Raw genomic sequence first — 19,024 nt, 5'->3', positions numbered from 1 at the left:
ATCAACCAGGAGGTGCTTTATTTTGAAATTGCGTCATCTTCTTTTAGGAGCAGGACTTGGCATTTGTACGGCAGTCGTTGTGAAACAATATGTGATGAAGCCTTATATTTCTTCAGAAAAAGCGCTTCGAATCGTAAAATCCGCTTTTAAGCAGCGGGGGCCGATTGACGGATCATGGATTTACACCCAGCCCGAGCCTTACAAATTGAACGGAGAAACGGTACAGGTGTACAAAACCGGCATTACACGATCAGCTTTCGGAGAATTAGAGCAGTATGAGGTCATGGTGGATGCGAAAACGGGGGAAATTGTAGATGTTATTGATACAATCGCCTCTTAATACCGGACAAGCGTAAAATAAAAGCCGCTGCCCATGCAGCGGCTCTTTTTTATTATATCGCGCGAATTGGTTTATATACCGGATACCACATCGCGTCCTGCACAGCCTGTATGATGTCGTCAGGCTCTTCCGTCGCAACGCCTTCTTTAATTGCGGTTTTAGCGACTTCAACTGCAACGGTTGCCGATACAGTCCGCAAATCCTCTACTTTCGGAAGCATCGGCGCGCCAGGCACACCGACATTGACCATACTTGCAATCGCGCGTGCACATGCTTCAAACATGCCATCAGTTATTAATTTTGATTTGGTGACAATTGTTCCAAGCCCGAGACCAGGGAAAACAAGCGCGTTGTTTGCTTGGCCGATATGGTACGTTACGCCGTTATATTCCACCGGGGAAAACGGGCTTCCTGTCGTGACCAGCGCGCGGCCCTCCGTCCATTCGATTAAATCCTGCGGTTTTGCTTCAGAAAGAGTTGTCGGATTTGACATCGGCAAAATGGCCGGACGTTTTACGTGTGAAGCCATTTCTTTTACAATTTCTTCAGTAAATGCGCCGGAAACAGTTGATGTCCCGATCAGGATCGTCGGTTTCGCCTGCCGGACCACTTCAAGGAGATCAATCCCCCCGCCTTCTCCGTTCGGCCGATAATCCTTCACCTCATCAGCCGGACGGGCATAAGGCTTTTGGAAATCGAGAAGCTGATCCATATCATCTGTTAACAGCCCATCTCGGTCTATGCACCAGAAGCGCTGGTATGATTCTTCCTCACTCAGCCCTTCGCGCACCAATGCTTCCCGCAGCTGTTCAGCTATTCCGATTCCTGCTGTTCCCGCTCCGAATATGACAACTCTGTGATCCCTCAACGGCACTTTAGACGCTTTTGCACAGGATAAGACTGCCGCCAGTGAAACAGCGCCTGTACCTTGGATATCATCATTAAATGTACATACTTTATCTTTATAGCGTTTCAAAATGCTGCGCGCATTTTTCGCTCCGAAATCCTCCCAGTGCAGCAATGCATTGGGGAACGTTTCTCTTGCCAGCGCAACATAATCGTCAATAAATTGGTCATAGCGTTCCCCACGCACTCTGGAATGCTGATTGCCGACATAAAGCGGGTCGTTTAAGAGGCTCTCCTGATTTGTCCCCGCATCTAAAACGACAGCCAGCACTCTGCTTGGGTCAATGCCGGCAGCTGCCGTATAAACCGCAAGTTTGCCGATAGAAATCGCGATTCCGCCGACGCCCCAGTCTCCGATTCCTAAAATTCCTTCCGCATCAGTTGCAACAATTAAATCAATCGTATCGCTTTGATCTTTATACTGTTTAAATGCTTCTTTCATACCGTCCGGGTCATCGATTGACAGATAGAGTCCTCTAGGCTTTCTGTATTCATGGCTGTATCTCTGGATCGCCGTTCCGACTGTCGGCGTGTAGACAATCGGGAGCATTTCCCCTAAATGGTCATTTAACAGGCGGTAAAACAGCGTTTCATTCCGATCGTGTAGTGCCGTTAAATAGACATTCTTGCTCAAATCGTCAGGCTGTGCGGAATATTGTTCGTACGCTCTTTTCGCCTGATCTTCAATCGTTAATACCTTCGGCGGCAGAAAGCCTTTTAAACCAAGTTCTTTTCTTTCTTCCTCAGTAAAAGCAACACCTTTGTTCAAAAAAGGAACAGAGAGTACTTCAAGGCCTCTTAATGTTGTTTGAATGTCTCCTTCGTTTGTTACTTTGAATTGTTTCACCCTGCCTCTTCCTTTCTGAGCATAATTAGTACTAGGTTTGCATTATTAGCCGGAAAACATGCAGGGTAAACATAAAAATATGCTATTGCTTCATTCGCTTGACTGAATCTTTGATGTTTCCATCCTCATCCCATTTAAGCGCGCGAAATCCAGCATCATGATAAAAAATAAACCAAGCGTCTTTTTCCGCTGCAAATGCCTGCCACTTCTGCTTTTGCGGTATAGAGGTCATCGGATAATCATCGTAAGCCAGCACCCATAGCGGATTGCGGTGGGCGTGTGTCGGCATCAGATCTGCCATATGTACGGCGGTTTCACCCGCATCCTCGCATATAAGTACACTGTGTCCGTCGCTATGGCCTCCGGTGTGGTGCATAGTAATTCCCTCTGTGATCGTTAAGGTGTCTTCAAAGGTTTTGACTTGGCCGGCAACAGCCTCCCAGTTTTCTTTCCAATACGTATTTTTCGATCTGATATTTGGATGGCGCATTTCATTCCATTCAACAGCTGATGCATAAATCACTGCATTCGGAAAGACAGAGACGAGCTGATCTCCTTCATATTCCGTTAAACCGCATGCATGGTCGAAATGAAGATGTGTCATAGCGACTACGTCTACATCAGCAACCGTCAATCCAAGTGCCGTTAATGATGCTTTCACGCTCGACTCTTGTGTCACTCCATAGTTTCGTTTTTGTTTATCAGTCATCTTGCCGGACCCAATTCCGGCGTCGACGATGATATTGAGCCCGTCCTTTTGAATGAGGATAGGATCTGTCCTTAGTTCAATCTGGTTTTTTTCATTGACTGGATATTTTTTGGACCATAGCGGCTTTGGAACGACGCCGAACATGGCGCCTCCGTCCATATGCGTCACGCCTCCATCGAGCCAGGTCAACGTGATGTTTCCAATTTTCATTGTTTCCATTTTCATCCCCCCCTGTCATCATGGTAGCAAACGGGCCATAAAAAAAACAGACTCCTGTCAGAGTCTGTTCATCGTGTCGGCAAACCCTTGCATTCGTTGTCAGGACTGCGCTCCGGTGCTCACGAATTTTAGCATTCGCTACGCTCCCGTGCTCGCCCTTCCTAGACTTCAAGGGTTTTCAATCACGCTGAAAAGATGACAAAATCCTAAAACAATAAACTGTTTTAGGATTTTGTCAATAAACTGAACAGACTCCTGTCAGAGTCTGTTTTACGTTCTCCATTCAACCTCAGCCCGATAGATCGGCTGGCCGAGTGCTGAGAATTTTTCTTCATATTCTGTCATAATATTGCCTTCCAGATTGCTGTTATGCAAATCGAGACTGACATATGTCAGCAGCAGGCCGTACTCAGAAAAGCTCTTCAAAGAGTACTCAAACAAGCCGCGGTTGTCCGTTTTAAAATGAATCGCTCCGCCTTTTCCCATTACTTCTTCATATTTTTTGAGGAAGTGGGAATATGTCAGACGGCGTTTTTCGTGGCGTTTCTTCGGCCACGGATCAGAAAAGTTCAAGTAGACCCGTTTGACTTCACCCGGCTCAAACACATCCGTCAGCGTGTCCGCGTCTATATTCAGAAGCTTTACATTCGGCGTTTCGCTGTCTTTTACTTTTTGGACGGCTGTCACGATAACGCTTTTAAATAACTCAATCCCAATATAATTGATGTCCGGATTTTGTTTGGCCATTCCTGAAATGAATTGCCCTTTTCCTGTACCAACTTCGATATGAATCGGATTGTCGTTGCCAAACACTGTGTTCCATTTTCCTTTATAATCAGCAGGATTGCTGATGGCAATATCTGCGTTCTCAGCCAAAAAGTCATCAGCCCAAGGCTTGTGGCGCATTCTCATATGATTGACACCTCTATCTATTATTTCGACTAACAACATACCATGAATTAAAAAGACCCGCAAGATCGTTTTTCCAGTGTGCCTTCTAGGGCCGATTATATAAAAAAAGAAGTTTCCGTCTGCCGGAACACTCCTTTTACATGCATAAAAACGCTCTATTTTGAACAATTTAACCCGTATGATACTGAAGGGATGTGTACCGTTATGGGTTTACATTATGAGCATCAAGTTCATTTATTGAAGGATATATTGACTGACCATCAATTGGACTGCTGCGGAACCGTCGCAGAGTACGAGCAGCTTGAGCGTGTGATTAAATCGCTGATGGCAAACACCGAGCTCGATTCAAACTTCAAAAACGTGCTGGAAGATGTTTACCGCTACAGCCAATCAGGAATATCGTCCAAATCCATCGACTCACACATACAAGAGCATCAGAACAGCCTGTCTCAATGGGTAGAGCAGATGGATTCGTATTCCTGATTATTCAACGATACGTTTCATGAGAATATGCAGTTCTTCCATTGCGTCATGAAATTCCTTATCATTGCCTTTTGCTTTGTGCCAGGCAATGAAAGTGATTGTTTCAGATAACACATACCAAGCCATTCGTAACCGCAGGCTTTCTGTTAACTCAATGCCGTACATGCTCAGCCAGCTCTCCCAAGCTGGCTTTTCGACGTAGTGGTACAGCAAAGGCCCTAGATCCATCGCCGGATCAGCGATCATGGCGCCGTCCCAGTCAATTAAATACAGCTGGTTGTCTTCAGACAATAGCCAGTTATTATGATTGACATCACAATGGCAAACGACTTTCTCACCGAAATGCACTTCATGCAGATGTTCTTCTAAATACTTGATTCCTTCTTGAATCAGCGGCGAAGATTGCTGCACACTAAATACAGCTTGCTTCAGCTGAGACAGAAGAGCCTCCGGGTTCAGCGGTTCTTTTCCAAGTCTCTTTAGCATGTCCAGCAAGGCTTTTGATGTGTGTATTTTACGAAGCAATTCAGCAACGGGCCGTCCGCTCATATCTTTAGGCTTCAGCTCTCTGCCGGTCATCCAGTGCTGAGCCGTAATGACGTCCCCATTTTCCATCCGTTTTGTCCAAACCAGCTTCGGAACAATGCCTTCGGCGGATAAAACAGCTAAAAAAGGTGAGCTATTACGTTTTAAAAAAAGCTGCTGCCCGTTATGTTTCGCATAATATGCATCTCCTGTAGCTCCTCCGGCGGGGAAGATCTCCCAATCGCTACCTAGTAATTGTCCCAACCAGTTCATATCAATGTTCAACCCATCATTTCTTAAAATATTTTAGAATAAAGGCTAATCGTCTCTAGTCTATCCAGCGAGTGCCTTTTTCGTACGAATCGTATGAAAATAAAAAAGACAGCTATTGAGAGTCTCATATGCTAATCAATAGCCGTCCTTTAAATTTTAGCGCTATAGCACAAACTTCGTCAAGCAAAACTCTTAAGATCTGATGCTAAATATAAGATAACCGTTCCGATGCCGTTTACCGCAACCGCTTTCTTAATTTCTATTTGATGATGAAAGCCTGAAGTATCACATAAAAGCCGGTACGTTTTATCGTTTGGCAGCTTCCATTCAACGAAGTCCGGACTCGCGTGATGAATGACGATGATGTCTTCCCATTCATCAATCTCGTTAAGGTCATAAAGCCTGTATGCGATAAGGTGTTCTTTTAGCGTTAAACATTCAAGATGACGCTGGATGTCTGCAGCGGAATTAAGACGAAATGCACGATGCGTTAATCTCAGCGAAATCAGCCTGCGGATATAGTCAACATCTTCTTTGAACGTTTCACGACGATCCCAATCCAGCTGGTTGATGCTGTCACTGGATTGATAGCTGTTTTCCACTCCCTGCTTCGTCCTGAAAAATTCCTGTCCGCTGTGAATGAACGGCACCCCTTGGGCAAGCAAGATGATCGCCGCTGCCAGCCTTTGCCTGCTTCTCTTTTGGCTGTCAGTTTCTTTAGAAAGCGCAAAGCCCATTTTATCCCAAAAGGTGTGATTGTCGTGTGACTCAACATAGTTGATGGACTGGCTGGGTTCAGGAACAATCGGTGCTAATACCTTCCATCCGGAAGAGCCTGCAATTCCGTGCATGACGGTTTCCGCAGCTTCACCGCTTCCGAGCGCAAAGCCCGCTGCCATGGGGTGAAAGGTATTCCCTTTCACAGCGTCACGAAACGTATCATTAAAAAAGCCGATGCCCGGCATTTTTGTAGCGTTCGCCAAAATCGCTTTTTGTTCATGCGGCAGCGGTGTCGCCAAATCCCATCCTTCCCCGAAGAGCAGGATTCCTGGCTTTATCGCAGTTGCTTTTTCCTTCATATAAAGCACCGTATCAATATCTAAAATGCCGAGCAGATCAAAGCGGAAGCCGTCGACATCGTATTCCTCTATCCAGTAGGTGACGCAATCCGCAATGAATTTTCGCGCCATCCGTCTTTCTGACGCGACATCATTGCCAACGCCGGTGCCGTTTGAAGGCATCCCAAATTCGTCATGCCGAAAAAAATAACCTGGCACTGTCTTTTCAAAAGGGGAATTCTCCCTCTCATAGACGTGGTTATAGACGACATCCAGAATGACTCGCAGGCCGTGCTGATGAAGGGTTTTAATCATTTGTTTTAACTCTGTTTTTCTTGTTTGAGGATCATGAGGATTTGAGGCATAGCTTCCCTCCGGGGCAAAAAAATGAAGCGGGTTATAACCCCAATTGTAAGCATCAAGCGGCTTCTCTTCATCAACTCCGGCAAAATCATTTACCGGCAGAAGCTCTACGTGTGTAACACCGAGCTCTTTTACATACGCCAGACCGGAAGAACAGCCATTTGCGGTTTGCGTATCCGTTTCCGTCAGCGCTAAGTATTTCCCCTTGTTTTTCATGCCGCTGTTTTCATGGATGGAGAAGTCGCGGATGTGCATCTCATAGATGACGGCATCCACAGGGTTTGAGAATGGTTTGAGCGGGCCAGCCCACTTCACTTGATCCGGGCGCAGGACGACCCCCTTCTCTCCATTTACTGTCACCGCCTTTGCATACGGGTCAACCGTTTCTGTCCATTCTGAATTGTTGCAGATGCAGAACACATACTCATACCCGTGGAGATCACCAGTGACAGTAACGGTGTAGACTCCTTTTTCCATCCGAATCATTTGGAATGTGCGCCCGCTTTTATTTGGATGTGAAAGCTTGACTGCAGCTGAGGTTGCGACAGGCGCCCATACTTTAAATTCAGTATAATCCGCAGTGTAAACGGCCCCCAGCTCTCCGTCATAATAGAATGAGTCATCAAAGGCGTCCGTCCGGATGACCGCGCCAATTTGGAGATCCGTTTTGTCGCCGCTGGACGCTCTGACGGCATGCATTTTTCCGAATGTCATTGGACGGTCAGATACGCAAACGTACTTGTATGCTGATTCAAGACGGTATTCTTCCCTGACAGCCAGAGGAAAAACTGCAGTTTCTGTCTCAAGCCAAAAAGGCGGTTTCATGATTTCTTTTTGTTCAGCGGGAATCAGAATGGTAATGATATTTATGTCATCGACATACGCTTCGAAGCTGCGGCTGATGCTGACCATTGGAAGCTCTCTCCTCCAAACACGTTTATGTTTTGACCTTTAGGGGCGAAGGACTCGATGCCAGACGAAACGGGGTGGTGCCCATGATTTCTCCGTCAGCATGGAACGGAATTTTGTCCTTCGTGTAAAACGTAATGTCCTTTGCTTTAAACATCGTAACGCCGTCCATCTTTGTATGTTTTCCAAATGCCATCAGACATAAAAGCCAATATTTTTTCAAGAACGGCTGATTTTCAACGACCACGATATCAAATGCCTTCACACGCGGATTTGCAAGCGGCGCCGCCTTCATGCCGCCCCCGTAAAATGGATGGTTGGATACAACTGCAAACCAGACATCATGAAATTCTTGCGTTTCTCCTTCTATTGTACAGGCTAATGAAAACGGCTTAAAGGTCGCCGAGGCATGCAAATGAGAAAGCGGATACACAAGAAATCGAAGGCGAAGAAAAAGAAAAAAACGTTTCAACGGAAATTCCATCGCCTTTTTATTGACATATGCGTCAAACCCAATCCCGATATGATTCATAAAATAAAGAATCTGCGATTTATCCTGCAGGAAATTGACGCTCCCTAAATGAAAGGTTCGGGTTAACGGACGCTTTAACTTCTTGATTTCCTTTATCAGATCGATTTTTTTAATAGAGAATCCTCTCGAAAAATCATTATACGCGCCCGCCGGCACAAAGCTCAGTTCAATATCGTCAACATCTTTCAACCCGTTAACAACTTCATGCATGGTTCCGTCTCCGCCAATGACAATCAGGCGCTTCAGCTTATATTCCTGTATCGTTGAAATCTGCCTGGCGAGCACCTCAGCGTGTCCCGGATGTTCAGTTAAAAATGAACGGTGCTCAATCTTTCGTTTGATCAATTCCTTTTGAATGGACTTCCAAACCCGCAGGCCGTTTCGATGCCCTGCTGTCGGATTAATAATAAAAAACCAATGGCTCACTTTTCTCACCTGCTTATGTTATGAGAAAACCGCTCAAATCGTTCTCTTTTACTCCAGCCACTCTTGTCTGCGATAGGAGTCAGACATGCAGTAAGACAATAGGGCCTTTGCAGCCTTTACCTGATGATGTTTAATCGGAGCAGTATTTTTCTTCTGCCGCTCAATCCATTCTTCTGCGCCCCGCTTATCTGCTATTTCTAAGCCGTATGGCGGTTCCGGGTAATCGATGTACGACGTTCTGCTCAGAAGCAATTTTCGAACCGGAATCTCAGCCTGTTTTTCCTTTATGATCTTTGACACAACGGAATCCGTGCGAAACAGGCTCAACCCCGGATTTAACACTGATGCAGTCTGAGAGGCTGTTTTCTTCTCCCAAAAACGATTTTTAGACCCGATGTACACACTGTCTTCCTCCGCCTCTAAAAAAGAAACGCAATAAATGTCAAGCGGGGAAATAACCACAATGCTTAATTCAACCGCCGCCTGCTGAATTTGCAGTACAGGTTTATACATAATGAAATAAGAATCAGGCAGCTGCTGGGTCAGATAACGCAAAATGCGGTCTTGCTTCACCTGGTTTGAGAGATGAGATATTTCTGAAAGAGTAGAGCTTGCCCATTTGAGCTGAAAGTCATATAAATGTCTTTTATAAAAAGAAGCAAGCGCCATCCTGCTCTTCGGCAGCCTTACATGTAGATCGTCTTCTTCCTCAAACCATTGGTGTCTCTCTTCTTGTATATCGGCTTTTATCTCTTCTTTTCTTCTTTTCAATGAAAATTTTTTTCGTTTCTGCACCGGTTCCGGCTCTTCGGCACTGGTTTGTCTTGCTTCATGCTGGCGCTCCGCTGCTTCTAATAGTGAAAGCCAGCGCTCTTTTTTCAGCCGTACAAACTGGTTCATATAATGGTACGGATCAAGCTCATATCTCGATATATAATCATGAATTTTGATGATTTGTGCCATATTCGTTTCTCCACTCCGCAATGAATTAAGATAAATGAAATTTGAATAGTTCCTCGTACTTTGGTGATTGGTTCAAGTGTATTTGAAAGAGCGAAAACCGTTCAGCCATCATCGAAACCTCGCCGCTTTCAAACGGAACATGTGCCGGAAATCCTTCCTCGCCTGTCCATTTTCTAGCCAGCGTCATATGAGGGTGATACGGTCTTTTTTCCACTTGAAAGCCGGCTTGAAGAACAGCCTGTTTCGTATGTTCCCGCAGCATTTCAAGCGTTCTGTTTTTCTTTGGCTCCAGATGTAAAACACGCGGCCTTCTGCGGTCGCCGAATACATCTATTTTGCCAAACTCAATCGGAAACGGATCAGTTTCTGAAGCAATCACAGCTAGTGAGCCTTCAAGCTGCTGGATTTGTGTCTCATCCGCCGCTCCGAGAAAAATCAACGTGATATGGTAGTCAAGCGGGTGCACCCATTTTTGAAACGTCAAAACTGGCTCGTTTTTCGCAGCTTGGTAAATCGGATTTGCAATTCCCTCAGGAATGGGAACACCGATGAAATAATGAGGCCGTATATCTGGCATCCGTCTGATACTCCCTTCTTTAACAGCTATTATTTTATCAATAAAGAGGCTGTGCGAATAGAGGAACAGTGTATGAAAACACTCTCACACAAACGTTTATTATGTTAGGATATTATATGACACTTGTTTTATTCAGAAAGGAATGACAATGTTGAAAATCGTTGAAAACACAGCTGATCTGATAGGAGATACACCGCTTGTGAGATTGAATCGGCTTCAGCCGGAAAATGCAGCACAAGTCTATTTAAAGCTTGAATTCTTCAATCCAAGCGGCAGTGTGAAAGACAGAGCCGCTTATCATATGATCATAGAAGCAGAACAAAACGGTTTGCTCCAGCCGGGCTCAGTTATTATAGAGCCGACAAGCGGAAATACCGGAATCGGACTCGCCATGAATGCGGCAGCACGCGGCTATAAAGCGATCTTAGTCATGCCTGATACGATGACGAAGGAACGGATCAACCTATTAAAAGCTTACGGCGCAGAAGTTGTATTAACACCCGGAGCGGAAAGAATGCCGGGCAGCATCAAAAAAGCAAAAGAGCTTGCCGAACAAATTCCGAACAGCTATATTCCAATGCAGTTCGATAACACTGCGAATCCTGACGCGCACCGGAAAACGACGGCACCTGAAATTGCCCGGGCAATAGAGGAAATCGGAAAACCGCTCGGCGCTTTTGTAGCGTCTTCCGGAACGGGCGGAACCATTACCGGAACAGGTGAAGCGCTCAAAGAGCTTTTTCCGGATATCACGGTTCATGTTGTCGAGCCTGCGGGTTCGCCTGTATTATCCGGAGGAAAACCCGGTGCACATAAGCTTGTAGGGACAAGCCCAGGTTTCATACCTCCGATTTTAAATCAAGACGTATATGATGAAATTATCAAAATTTCTGATGAAGACGCCTATACGACGACTAGACGCCTCGCTGCTGAAGAAGGAATTCTTGTCGGGCCTTCGTCAGGCGCTGCCTGCTTCGCGGCAATCGAAACAGCGAAACGCCTCTCTCCTGACCAAGTCGTAGTCTGTATGATAGCCGATACGGGAGAACGGTATTTATCAACTGATTTATGGTCATTTGTTTAAAAAAGGACTGGCTTCAGAAGAAGCCGGTCCTTTTATTTTGCAAGTTCGTAGATCGCCTGCGCATATAGCGCTGTCGATCTGAGCAGGTCATCGATTTCGATATATTCATCCTTTTGGTGTGCGCTGTCAGGACGTCCGGGGAAGAGCGGGCCGAACGCGACACCGGCTTTTAAAGATCTAGCATAAGTCCCCCCGCCGATTGAGATTAAATCAGCTTTTTTGCCCAGCTGGCCTTCATAAACCTTTTGCAGAGTTTTGACTAACGGATGGTCTGCTGACACGTGATGAGGCTTACTGTCTTTGAATTCTCCCAGCTCAAATTCAGATGCGCTTTCGAATGCATCGCGGATTACTTTGCTTTCTGCGGTTACAGGATAGCGGATATTGATCCCGAGCTCTCCTCCTTGCCCTTCCGTATAGCGCAGTGTTCCGACATTTAATGTAAGCTCGCCGCTAATGTCATCCTCACAATCAATATTCAGTTTCTTTCCTCTCGTATCGTCTGAAAACTTGTCTGTCACGACTTGCACAAATCGCTGTCCTGCTTCGTCAAGCTCAGCCTGCTGGAGAAATTCACACAATAAAAGACCGGCATTGATTCCATTATTCGGTTCCATCGCATGGCAGGAAAGCCCGTACATACGCAAAATGAGCTGTCCGTTCTCTATTCCAGCTTCTCCTTTTTGATCTGTCGTGCGAAGCATGTCTTCAAACGAAGCAAGAATCTCTTCTTTTTTCGGCCCTTTAATAACAGCTTCCGCAGCGTCAGGCACCATGTTCAAGCGAAGGCCTGACTGAAATGAGACAAGCACTGCCTCTGCATTGGCTTGGTTTGAGCGGTGCGGGATGAGTAATGAAGCATCAACAATCCCTTTTTCCGCGTTAATAATCGGAAAATCGGCGTCAGGCGCAAATCCCAGCGTTGGCATTTCTTCATGCTTGAAATAATGCTCCACACATCTCCAATCGCTTTCTTCGTCTGTTCCGATAATGATTCTGACACGCTTGGACAGCGGCAGATTCATATCTTTCACGATTTTCAGCGCGTAGAATGCTGCCATCGTCGGACCTTTGTCATCAATGGCGCCTCTTGCATAAATTCGTCCGTTACGGATATCAGCTGAAAACGGATCACTCGTCCATCCGTCTCCTGGCGGCACGACGTCAACATGGCAAAGTACGCCGACAATGTCATCGCCCTCTCCCCATTCAATATGACCTGCGAAGCCGTCAAGATTCTTTGTTGTAAAGCCTTCTTTTTCTCCGAGCTCCAGCAGTGAAGTCAGGCTGGCGTTTACTCCTTCTCCAAACGGTTTGCCGGGTCCGGCGGTTGTTTCGTCCATTACACTGTTGATTCTCAAAAATTCCTGCGTATCACGAATTAAATCCTCTTTTTTTCTGATCACTTCGACTTCCCAGTTCATAACGATCCCCTTTCCGCAAGAAATGACTTGCAAAAACAAAATAAAACGAATAATATTAATGGTGTTTTGTTAAAACGTTCGTAATTGGAGGATACTATGTTTCATCTAAAAGAGCAGCAAACATCCATAAAGCAAGAAATCATAGCAGGGCTGACCACCTTTTTCACAATGGTCTATATCGTCGTGGTTAATCCGGTCATTCTGGCTAACGCCGGAGTTCCTTTCGACCAGGTTTTCACCGCAACGATTATTGCCTCCATTGTCGGAACGCTGTGGATGGCCCTGGCAGCAAATTATCCGATTGCTATTGCGCCCGGTATGGGCTTGAACGCTTATTTAGCCTTTCATGTCGTAAGCGCAAGCGATGGCGGCATTACGTACGCAACAGCTTTCAGCGCTGTATTTACAGCAGGGGTTCTCTTCATTATTCTATCGTTAACACCTTTAAGAAAACAACTTATAGAAGCGATTCCAAATAATTTAAAATACGGGATCACAACAGGGATCGGTCTGTTTATTGCTTTTATCGGTTTGCGGCAGGCGGGAATTGTGGCGGCTGATGAGTCAAACCTGGTTACTCTCGGCAATCTGCATTCACCTGGTGTTATATTAACACTGATCGGCCTACTGATCAGTGTAGTCTTAATGGTGCTGAATGTCAGCGGCGCCTTATTCATCGGAATGGCAGCTACCGCTTTGATCGCCTTTTTTACCGGGCAGCTGCATTTTCCAAAGGGCTTTATGTCGCTTCCTCATTTGCCGGAAGGATTGATCATCTCTAATCCGTTTTCCGCTTTTGGCGATGTCGTCCATCACGGCCTGTACGCTGTCGTCTTTTCTTTTCTATTGGTCACGATTTTTGATACGACCGGCACAATGATCGGTGTTGCCGAGCAAGCCGGGCTGATGAAGAACAACAAGCTGCCGAACGTGCGAAAAGCGCTGCTAGCAGATTCGACCGCGACGACAGTAGGAGCTGTTTTCGGCACAAGTCCGACAACTGCATTTATCGAATCTTCCGCTGGTGTCGCAGCCGGGGGAAGAACGGGGCTTACGGCTTTGACTGTTGCGGTGCTGTTTGCGGTTTCAATGTTTTTCAGTCCGCTAGTCAGCGCCTTATCCGGTATAGCCGCCATCACCTCTCCTGCTTTGATTATTGTCGGCAGCCTGATGATGAGCTCGGTTTCCAATATGAATTGGAAAGAGATGGACGAGGCATTTCCTGCGTTTCTCGTCATTCTGGCCATGCCTTTGACATCCAGCATTTCTACAGGAATTGCGCTCGGCTTTATTTCATATCCGATCGTAAAAGCAGCGCGGGGAAAATGGAGAGAGATTCATCCGCTCGTCATCATTTTCGCCATTCTGTTTTTCATCCAGCTGTTTATTTTATAACACATAGAGAAAACCCAAACGCCAGCCGTTTGGGTTTTTTATGTAAACAATAAAGACACAGTGGCCGCTAAAAAACAGCAGGTGACAAACGCATAATGCAGCGTGTGTATACAGCTTTTTCTGGCCCGGTAATACTCATCACTTTCCTTATCGGCTCCAATTAAAATAGGCGCATCCATCACTTTGTCAAAGATAAGCGTTAGGATATAACGGCAAACGCCTATGTACACCAGCAGCGCAATCAGTTTCAGCCAGATTGGGGACATAATGATAAGAATCATGAATGCTGACAGCAGCATGCACATCCGCCTCGTATACTCACCATTCCTCAGCATGACTTTAAAAAACAATTCCTTATAGCCTGTACAGATCGTCCGTCTTTTAAATATCCTATTTGAATTCCGGTATAATAACGGTTTTCTTCTCATCCTGTCTTTCACTTTCGGGATTCCCGCCTCCTGGCTCATCATCATCACAAGCCCGGCAAGCGCAAGCCTGCTTTTTTTCTCTTCAGTTACCTCTGATTCAAAAGCCGAGAACGAAGCTGCCTTTTTCAAACCGCGGACGAATGCGAATATCAAAAACAAAATGCCAATGAGCGCAAGCAAACGCCACTCAGTGAAAACGATCAGGACAGCAGAACCAGAGAAAAGAACGGCCCTGAAAAGAATTTCGGCAATCCGTCTCGAAATGGAACGCGGCTTTCTGACCCTGTCTTGCTTTAAGGATAAAAAGAATGTATGAAGGCCAAACAGGTAACACAATAGAGCAATACTTTCTGCCAATGTGACGTGAACAGAATAACTGATAAAGGGAAGAACAATGAAAAAGAGCAACAGCCATTTGGCGAGCGTGACCAAAAAAGAATACACCAGCGCGTACCGTTTGAGCTGATAGATCATCTCTTTCTTTTGCAGCAAAAACACTTTGTCTGCTTCCATTAAAAACGTATGGATTGAGCCTGTGCACACAATCAGCACACACACAGCGTACAGCCATCTCCATTCCATCATTTCAGACCACTCATAAAAAAGGCCTCTTTCGTTCATCAAATCGATATACTGATAGATGACAAAAGCAAGCCCCGGCAAAACAATGTAGAGAGCGACTGTCCAGTCAATGACCGCATGGAATACTCTAAACTGATACCTATAATAGTCAAACAGCCTACGAAAAAAGAGCGATCGCCCGTTCATGGCTGATCACCTTGGACCGCCTTATAAAAACAGTCAAGCAATGACTGCCCCGCTAATCCGGTCTGGTCCTGAATATCTTTAAACGTGCCCTGGAGAAACAAAGACCCTTTCTCAATCATGTAAAACCGGTCGCAGATTTTTTCCGCGGTATCGAGTACGTGTGTACACATGAGAATGCCGGCGCCCCGATCTTTTTCAGCCTGAAGCATGTCCACAAAACGTTTCGTCGATATCGGATCAAGGCCGATAAATGGTTCATCAATCACATACATATCCGGCTTTGATAGAAAAGCCTGAATAAGCATCAGTTTTTGCTGCATACCTTTTGAAAAGGTGACAGGCAGCTCGTGCATGACTTGATCAAGCGAAAACGTTCGCAGCAAGTTTTCGGCCCGGTGCGCAAATTCACTCTCTTCAATACCGCGGAGCGTGCTGATCAGATCCAAATGCTCCCACAGCGTTAATTCTTCGTAAAAGGACGGATGCTCTGGAATATATGCAAATGTACAGTCGTTCCAAACAATATGCCCTTTAAAGTCTTCTGAGAGGCCGAGTATCGCCTTGATTGCGGTGCTTTTTCCAGCTCCGTTAGCTCCAATTAGACCGACTAGCTCCCCTTTTTCGACTTCCAAAAAAACATCGGTGAGCACCTTTTTTCGGCTTGTATACCCTGCCTGTTCTATTGAAGCTTCAAGCAATTTTGTCAAATCTCATCCACCTCCAAAATTTACTACGAAACAGAATAAAAAAAGTTTCTTTAACCATAATAATATTGTGTCGAAATACATAGTAATCCAACAAGGATGGCTGCCCAGCTCAAATTGGAAAAAATTAATAGGAGTTATCCCTAGATTCATCACTGCGATATCGTGTATAATGAGGGCGAATTATTTTAAACATTACAGATGTCTGCCTTTGTTGCTATTTCGTACGCAGTTGATAGTCGTGAGTTGTGGTTAGTCAAGTCCATCCGATCTTATGATAGGGAGTGGTTTTTTGAAACCTTCAACAAACCGTATGCTAACTCGAATCAAATCAGTTTACATGTTTATCCAAGAAAAAGGTCTTGTGACAACACAAGAACTGGTTGACGAATTCGGCATTACACCTAGAACGATTCAAAGAGACTTAAATGTGTTGGCATATAATGATCTTGTTCATAGTCCAAGCCGTGGCAAGTGGGAGACAACGAGAAAGAAAGTAAAGATTACCTCATAAATTGAAAAATTACATAGGGCCGCCTGCGAGCGGCCTGATAGATACAGGGCGAAGAAACTTCTGAGCCTTGTTTTTGTGTGCTTATAAATAAAAAATCCCGCATTTCGATGCGGGATTTTTTTTATGCTTGCGGCTCATTCAGCCACTTTAGCTCTTCCTCTGTAAGCTCACGGTATTCTCCCGGCTCCAGAGCGGGATCTAATGAAACTGGCCCCATTGAAAGTCGCTTTAGATAAATGACTTCATTGCCGACAGCCTTTGCCATCTGCTTGACCTGATGGTATTTTCCTTCTGTAATCGTCAGGTATATCACGGTATTGCCGTTGTCGTTTGCTTTGATTTCCGCTTTCGCCGGCTTTGTTTTATAGCCGCCTTCAATGTAGACACCCGTTTCTAAATCGGAGATGCCTTCCGGTGAAATCTGTGATTTTAAATGGACTTCATATGTTTTGGGAACATGTTTTTTAGGCGACAGGAGCCGATGTGCGAGCTGGCCGTCATTTGTGAGCAGCAAAAAGCCCTCTGTATCTTTATCAAGCCTGCCGGCGGGGAACGGCTCAAACCTTATCTCCTCCGGCGTCAGCAGATCGACCACTGTTTGCTGCCGGCTGTCCTCAGTCGCCGACAGCACTCCCTGCGGCTTATTCATCATAAGATAAATGAACTCGCGGTAATCAATCGGTTCCCCGTATACCGTAACCTCCTGCGTATCTGGATCAACGTGCGCCTTTACATCTTTGGCCGGTTTGCCGTCGACCATGACTGCCCCCGCCTTCACAACGGCTTTGACTTCTTTTCTGGAACCATACCCGCTGTTGGCAAGCAGCTTATCAAGTCTCATACCCAATCTCTCCTTTATAAAAGAAAGCCCGCAGTATGCGAGCCCTCAGTTTCATATATTTGTTCATCAGCCGGCATGTCTGCCTCTCTTTAAGAACCCCGGCAAACGGCGGCCTAATATTTTCTGCAAAAATCCTAATCGGTAGCCACAATACAGGTAGACAGCTCCGCCAACAGCGGCCGCAATCACCACAACGATCGCAGCTTGCACCTGGCCATCCTGGTAGGAAATAAAGAAGCTTAATAGCCACTGTACGATTTTCACGGCAATACCCATAATGGCTGATAAGACCAGCATCAAAACAGTCCGTTTGACTAATATCTTGTACGAATAGCCTGCATGGCGCTTAATCATGATAAATCCGTATAAAAGTGAAGCGATATATCCAAGCGCTGTCGCTAAAATCGCGCCGTCAGCCTGCATCAGCTTGATCAAAGGAACATTCAGCACAAGTTTGATCACGACGCCGATCACTAGACTGACAACCGCAAATTTTTGTTTATTGATGCCCTGCAGAATGGCTGCGTTGACCGTAAATAAAGAGAACAGAATCGCAACTGGCGAGTACCAAAGCAGAATGTTTGCCCCCAGTTCTGGATGAAGGCTCTCTGATCCGTAAAAGAACGTATACGTAGGTCCTGACAATAGAGAGATACCGACAACAGCCGGAATAATCAAAAACAGGATCGTCTGCATCGTTTGATTGATCTGCTGATTCAGCAGCTTATAGTTTCCGCTTGTAAACGATTCAGTAATCGTTGGAATTAATGTCAGGCCGAAAGCCGTTGCAAGGGAAACCGGGATCATCACGAGCTTCTGCACATACAGGGTAAGAATCGCCAGCATGTCCTGACTGATGGCTTGATGGCCGGCTTCAATCATCGCTTTGTTAAACGTATTTGTATCAATATAGTTATACAAAGGGATGGCTAGTCCGACAAAAACGTACGGAGCAGCATAGCTGAACAGCTCAAAAAACATTTTCTTGTAGCTTAGGTTTGCTGTCGGTCCCGTATTGGGCATCATCGCCAGCAGACTGCCCTTCCGTTTGTTCCAATAAATATAAAGTACGATCAGTCCGCCGAAGGCGCCGATCAGCGCTGCGAAAGTTGCATAACCGACAGCGATCACAAGGCCGCCGTTCAAAACCTTCAAAATCAAGAATGTCGCACTGAGTAAAAAGATGATGCGGACAATCTGCTCAACAACTTGGGAAACAGCTGTCGGCCCCATCATTTGGTGACCTTGAAAGAATCCGCGGACAAGGCTCATAATCGGCACGACCAAAAGCGCTAAGCTGACCATGCGGATGACATAGACGACATGATCAATTGTCAAACCGTTATTATCCTTGCCTCCCAGCGATATTTCCGCAAAAATCGGAGCGGATAAATACAGAATGAAAAAGGCAATCATTCCTGTGACGAGCATAACCGACATGCCCGCCTTGAGCATTTTTCTGCTTGTTTCATAATCCCCTTTGGAATTATATTTGGAAACAAATTTAGAAACAGCGGCTGGAAAGCCCATCGTAGCAATATTCAAAAATAAAGTGTATTGGTTGTATCCGTATTGAAATAATGCACCGCCTGTCGCCCCGACCATAATGCTGAAGGGAATTAAATAGACCATTCCCAGAATCCGCGATATATATGTACCGAGCGTTAATACAAACGTGCCTCTTAACAGTTTGCTTGACATGTTTCTTCATCACCATTTTCTACGAAGATTCAACTTTTCTATTTTACCACAACTGGGCATTTAGACGGTAATAAATACAAAAGCAATCTTATGAACATTCAGGTTCGCGGCAAAAGACGTTTA

At 45.5% G+C, this 19,024-nt stretch carries 18 protein-coding genes; 5 read left to right on the top strand and 13 right to left on the bottom strand.

Features of this window, described 5'->3' with window-relative positions; all coding sequences use genetic code 11:
• Window positions 1–22: 22 nt before the first annotated feature.
• The gene (locus tag AC4CV5_RS11030) at window positions 23–340 is read left to right on the top strand and encodes a PepSY domain-containing protein (protein WP_166849540.1); all 318 of its coding nucleotides are present in this window, start codon (window positions 23–25) and stop codon (window positions 338–340) included.
• Window positions 341–392: 52 nt separating this feature from the next.
• On the opposite strand, the gene AC4CV5_RS11025 is transcribed toward AC4CV5_RS11030, so the two are convergent.
• From AC4CV5_RS11025 to trmB, 3 genes are all read right to left on the bottom strand, one after another.
• Window positions 393–2,093 carry an NAD-dependent malic enzyme gene (locus AC4CV5_RS11025; protein WP_490922758.1) on the bottom strand — a complete coding sequence of 567 codons (1,701 nt, stop codon included), beginning with the start codon at window positions 2,091–2,093 and terminating at the stop codon, window positions 393–395.
• A gap of 82 nt (window positions 2,094–2,175) precedes the next feature.
• The gene (locus AC4CV5_RS11020) at window positions 2,176–3,021 is read right to left on the bottom strand and encodes a YtnP family quorum-quenching lactonase (protein ID WP_166849535.1); all 846 of its coding nucleotides are present in this window, start codon (window positions 3,019–3,021) and stop codon (window positions 2,176–2,178) included.
• Window positions 3,022–3,291: 270 nt separating this feature from the next.
• Window positions 3,292–3,933, bottom strand: a complete 642-nt coding sequence (trmB, locus tag AC4CV5_RS11015; protein WP_166849532.1) for a tRNA (guanosine(46)-N7)-methyltransferase TrmB — start codon at window positions 3,931–3,933, stop codon at window positions 3,292–3,294.
• Window positions 3,934–4,137: 204 nt separating this feature from the next.
• On the opposite strand from trmB, the gene AC4CV5_RS11010 reads away from it, so the two are divergent.
• On the top strand, window positions 4,138–4,416 hold the full coding sequence (locus AC4CV5_RS11010; RefSeq protein WP_003237926.1) for a YtzH-like family protein: 279 nt from the start codon (window positions 4,138–4,140) through the stop codon (window positions 4,414–4,416).
• On the opposite strand, the gene AC4CV5_RS11005 is transcribed toward AC4CV5_RS11010, so the two are convergent.
• From AC4CV5_RS11005 to thpR, 5 genes are all read right to left on the bottom strand, one after another.
• The gene (locus AC4CV5_RS11005) at window positions 4,417–5,214 is read right to left on the bottom strand and encodes a phosphotransferase family protein (RefSeq protein ID WP_166849526.1); all 798 of its coding nucleotides are present in this window, start codon (window positions 5,212–5,214) and stop codon (window positions 4,417–4,419) included.
• A 179-nt stretch (window positions 5,215–5,393) separates the two neighbouring features.
• The gene (gene pulA / locus AC4CV5_RS11000; RefSeq protein WP_222143350.1) at window positions 5,394–7,547 is read right to left on the bottom strand and encodes a type I pullulanase; all 2,154 of its coding nucleotides are present in this window, start codon (window positions 7,545–7,547) and stop codon (window positions 5,394–5,396) included.
• A gap of 25 nt (window positions 7,548–7,572) precedes the next feature.
• Window positions 7,573–8,502: a YegS/Rv2252/BmrU family lipid kinase gene (locus tag AC4CV5_RS10995; RefSeq protein ID WP_490922756.1), complete on the bottom strand. Its 930-nt coding sequence runs from the start codon at window positions 8,500–8,502 to the stop codon at window positions 7,573–7,575.
• Between the two features lie 48 nt (window positions 8,503–8,550).
• Window positions 8,551–9,465 (bottom strand): hypothetical protein, encoded by a 915-nt coding sequence (locus AC4CV5_RS10990; protein WP_166849515.1) that lies wholly within the window; start codon window positions 9,463–9,465, stop codon window positions 8,551–8,553.
• A gap of 25 nt (window positions 9,466–9,490) precedes the next feature.
• Window positions 9,491–10,042, bottom strand: coding sequence for an RNA 2',3'-cyclic phosphodiesterase (gene thpR / locus AC4CV5_RS10985; protein WP_326221222.1), 552 nt, complete (start codon window positions 10,040–10,042; stop codon window positions 9,491–9,493).
• A gap of 148 nt (window positions 10,043–10,190) precedes the next feature.
• Here thpR and cysK point away from each other — a divergent pair, with 148 nt between their 5' ends.
• Window positions 10,191–11,126 carry a cysteine synthase A gene (cysK, locus tag AC4CV5_RS10980; RefSeq protein ID WP_166849509.1) on the top strand — a complete coding sequence of 312 codons (936 nt, stop codon included), beginning with the start codon at window positions 10,191–10,193 and terminating at the stop codon, window positions 11,124–11,126.
• A gap of 32 nt (window positions 11,127–11,158) precedes the next feature.
• Here the strand turns inward: cysK and pepV are convergent, their stop codons facing one another.
• Entirely contained in the window at window positions 11,159–12,550 is a 1,392-nt protein-coding gene (pepV, locus tag AC4CV5_RS10975; RefSeq protein ID WP_326221221.1) for a dipeptidase PepV, read from the bottom strand.
• A 96-nt stretch (window positions 12,551–12,646) separates the two neighbouring features.
• Between pepV and pbuO the strand changes: the two genes are divergently transcribed.
• Complete coding sequence (pbuO, locus tag AC4CV5_RS10970; protein WP_166849503.1) at window positions 12,647–13,945, top strand: hypoxanthine/guanine permease PbuO; 1,299 nt, start codon at window positions 12,647–12,649, stop codon at window positions 13,943–13,945.
• Window positions 13,946–13,983: 38 nt separating this feature from the next.
• On the opposite strand, the gene AC4CV5_RS10965 is transcribed toward pbuO, so the two are convergent.
• Both AC4CV5_RS10965 and AC4CV5_RS10960 read right to left on the bottom strand, forming a co-directional pair.
• Entirely contained in the window at window positions 13,984–15,141 is a 1,158-nt protein-coding gene (locus AC4CV5_RS10965) for an ABC transporter permease (protein WP_326221219.1), read from the bottom strand.
• Entirely contained in the window at window positions 15,138–15,848 is a 711-nt protein-coding gene (locus tag AC4CV5_RS10960; RefSeq protein WP_490922755.1) for an ABC transporter ATP-binding protein, read from the bottom strand. The genes AC4CV5_RS10965 and AC4CV5_RS10960 overlap by 4 nt, the downstream gene beginning before the upstream one ends.
• Window positions 15,849–16,137: 289 nt before the next feature.
• Here AC4CV5_RS10960 and AC4CV5_RS10955 point away from each other — a divergent pair, with 289 nt between their 5' ends.
• Window positions 16,138–16,359 carry a DeoR family transcriptional regulator gene (locus tag AC4CV5_RS10955; RefSeq protein WP_003152337.1) on the top strand — a complete coding sequence of 74 codons (222 nt, stop codon included), beginning with the start codon at window positions 16,138–16,140 and terminating at the stop codon, window positions 16,357–16,359.
• A 121-nt stretch (window positions 16,360–16,480) separates the two neighbouring features.
• Here AC4CV5_RS10955 and AC4CV5_RS10950 read toward each other — a convergent pair whose 3' ends face one another.
• Window positions 16,481–17,200 (bottom strand): pseudouridine synthase, encoded by a 720-nt coding sequence (locus AC4CV5_RS10950; protein WP_490922754.1) that lies wholly within the window; start codon window positions 17,198–17,200, stop codon window positions 16,481–16,483.
• 66 nt (window positions 17,201–17,266) lie between these two features.
• The gene (murJ, locus tag AC4CV5_RS10945; RefSeq protein ID WP_166849491.1) at window positions 17,267–18,901 is read right to left on the bottom strand and encodes a lipid II flippase MurJ; all 1,635 of its coding nucleotides are present in this window, start codon (window positions 18,899–18,901) and stop codon (window positions 17,267–17,269) included.
• Window positions 18,902–19,024 lie beyond the last annotated feature (123 nt).

The organism is Bacillus sp. NS1, assembly GCF_058248265.1.
This window is presented reverse-complemented; position numbering and strand designations above follow the sequence as displayed.

Excerpts from the sequence above, each read along its gene's own strand:
- AC4CV5_RS11020 (WP_166849535.1), bottom strand. The coding sequence starts at position 3,021 with ATGGAAACAATGAAAATTGGAAACATCACGTTGACCTGGCTCGATGGA.
- trmB (WP_166849532.1), bottom strand. The coding sequence starts at position 3,933 with ATGAGAATGCGCCACAAGCCTTGGGCTGATGACTTTTTGGCTGAGAAC.
- AC4CV5_RS11010 (WP_003237926.1), top strand. The coding sequence starts at position 4,138 with ATGGGTTTACATTATGAGCATCAAGTTCATTTATTGAAGGATATATTG.
- AC4CV5_RS11005 (WP_166849526.1), bottom strand. The coding sequence starts at position 5,214 with ATGAACTGGTTGGGACAATTACTAGGTAGCGATTGGGAGATCTTCCCC.
- pulA (WP_222143350.1), bottom strand. The coding sequence starts at position 7,547 with ATGGTCAGCATCAGCCGCAGCTTCGAAGCGTATGTCGATGACATAAAT.
- AC4CV5_RS10990 (WP_166849515.1), bottom strand. The coding sequence starts at position 9,465 with ATGGCACAAATCATCAAAATTCATGATTATATATCGAGATATGAGCTT.
- thpR (WP_326221222.1), bottom strand. The coding sequence starts at position 10,042 with ATGCCAGATATACGGCCTCATTATTTCATCGGTGTTCCCATTCCTGAG.
- cysK (WP_166849509.1), top strand. The coding sequence starts at position 10,191 with ATGTTGAAAATCGTTGAAAACACAGCTGATCTGATAGGAGATACACCG.
- pepV (WP_326221221.1), bottom strand. The coding sequence starts at position 12,550 with ATGAACTGGGAAGTCGAAGTGATCAGAAAAAAAGAGGATTTAATTCGT.
- pbuO (WP_166849503.1), top strand. The coding sequence starts at position 12,647 with ATGTTTCATCTAAAAGAGCAGCAAACATCCATAAAGCAAGAAATCATA.
- AC4CV5_RS10965 (WP_326221219.1), bottom strand. The coding sequence starts at position 15,141 with ATGAACGGGCGATCGCTCTTTTTTCGTAGGCTGTTTGACTATTATAGG.
- AC4CV5_RS10950 (WP_490922754.1), bottom strand. The coding sequence starts at position 17,200 with ATGAGACTTGATAAGCTGCTTGCCAACAGCGGGTATGGTTCCAGAAAA.
- murJ (WP_166849491.1), bottom strand. The coding sequence starts at position 18,901 with ATGTCAAGCAAACTGTTAAGAGGCACGTTTGTATTAACGCTCGGTACA.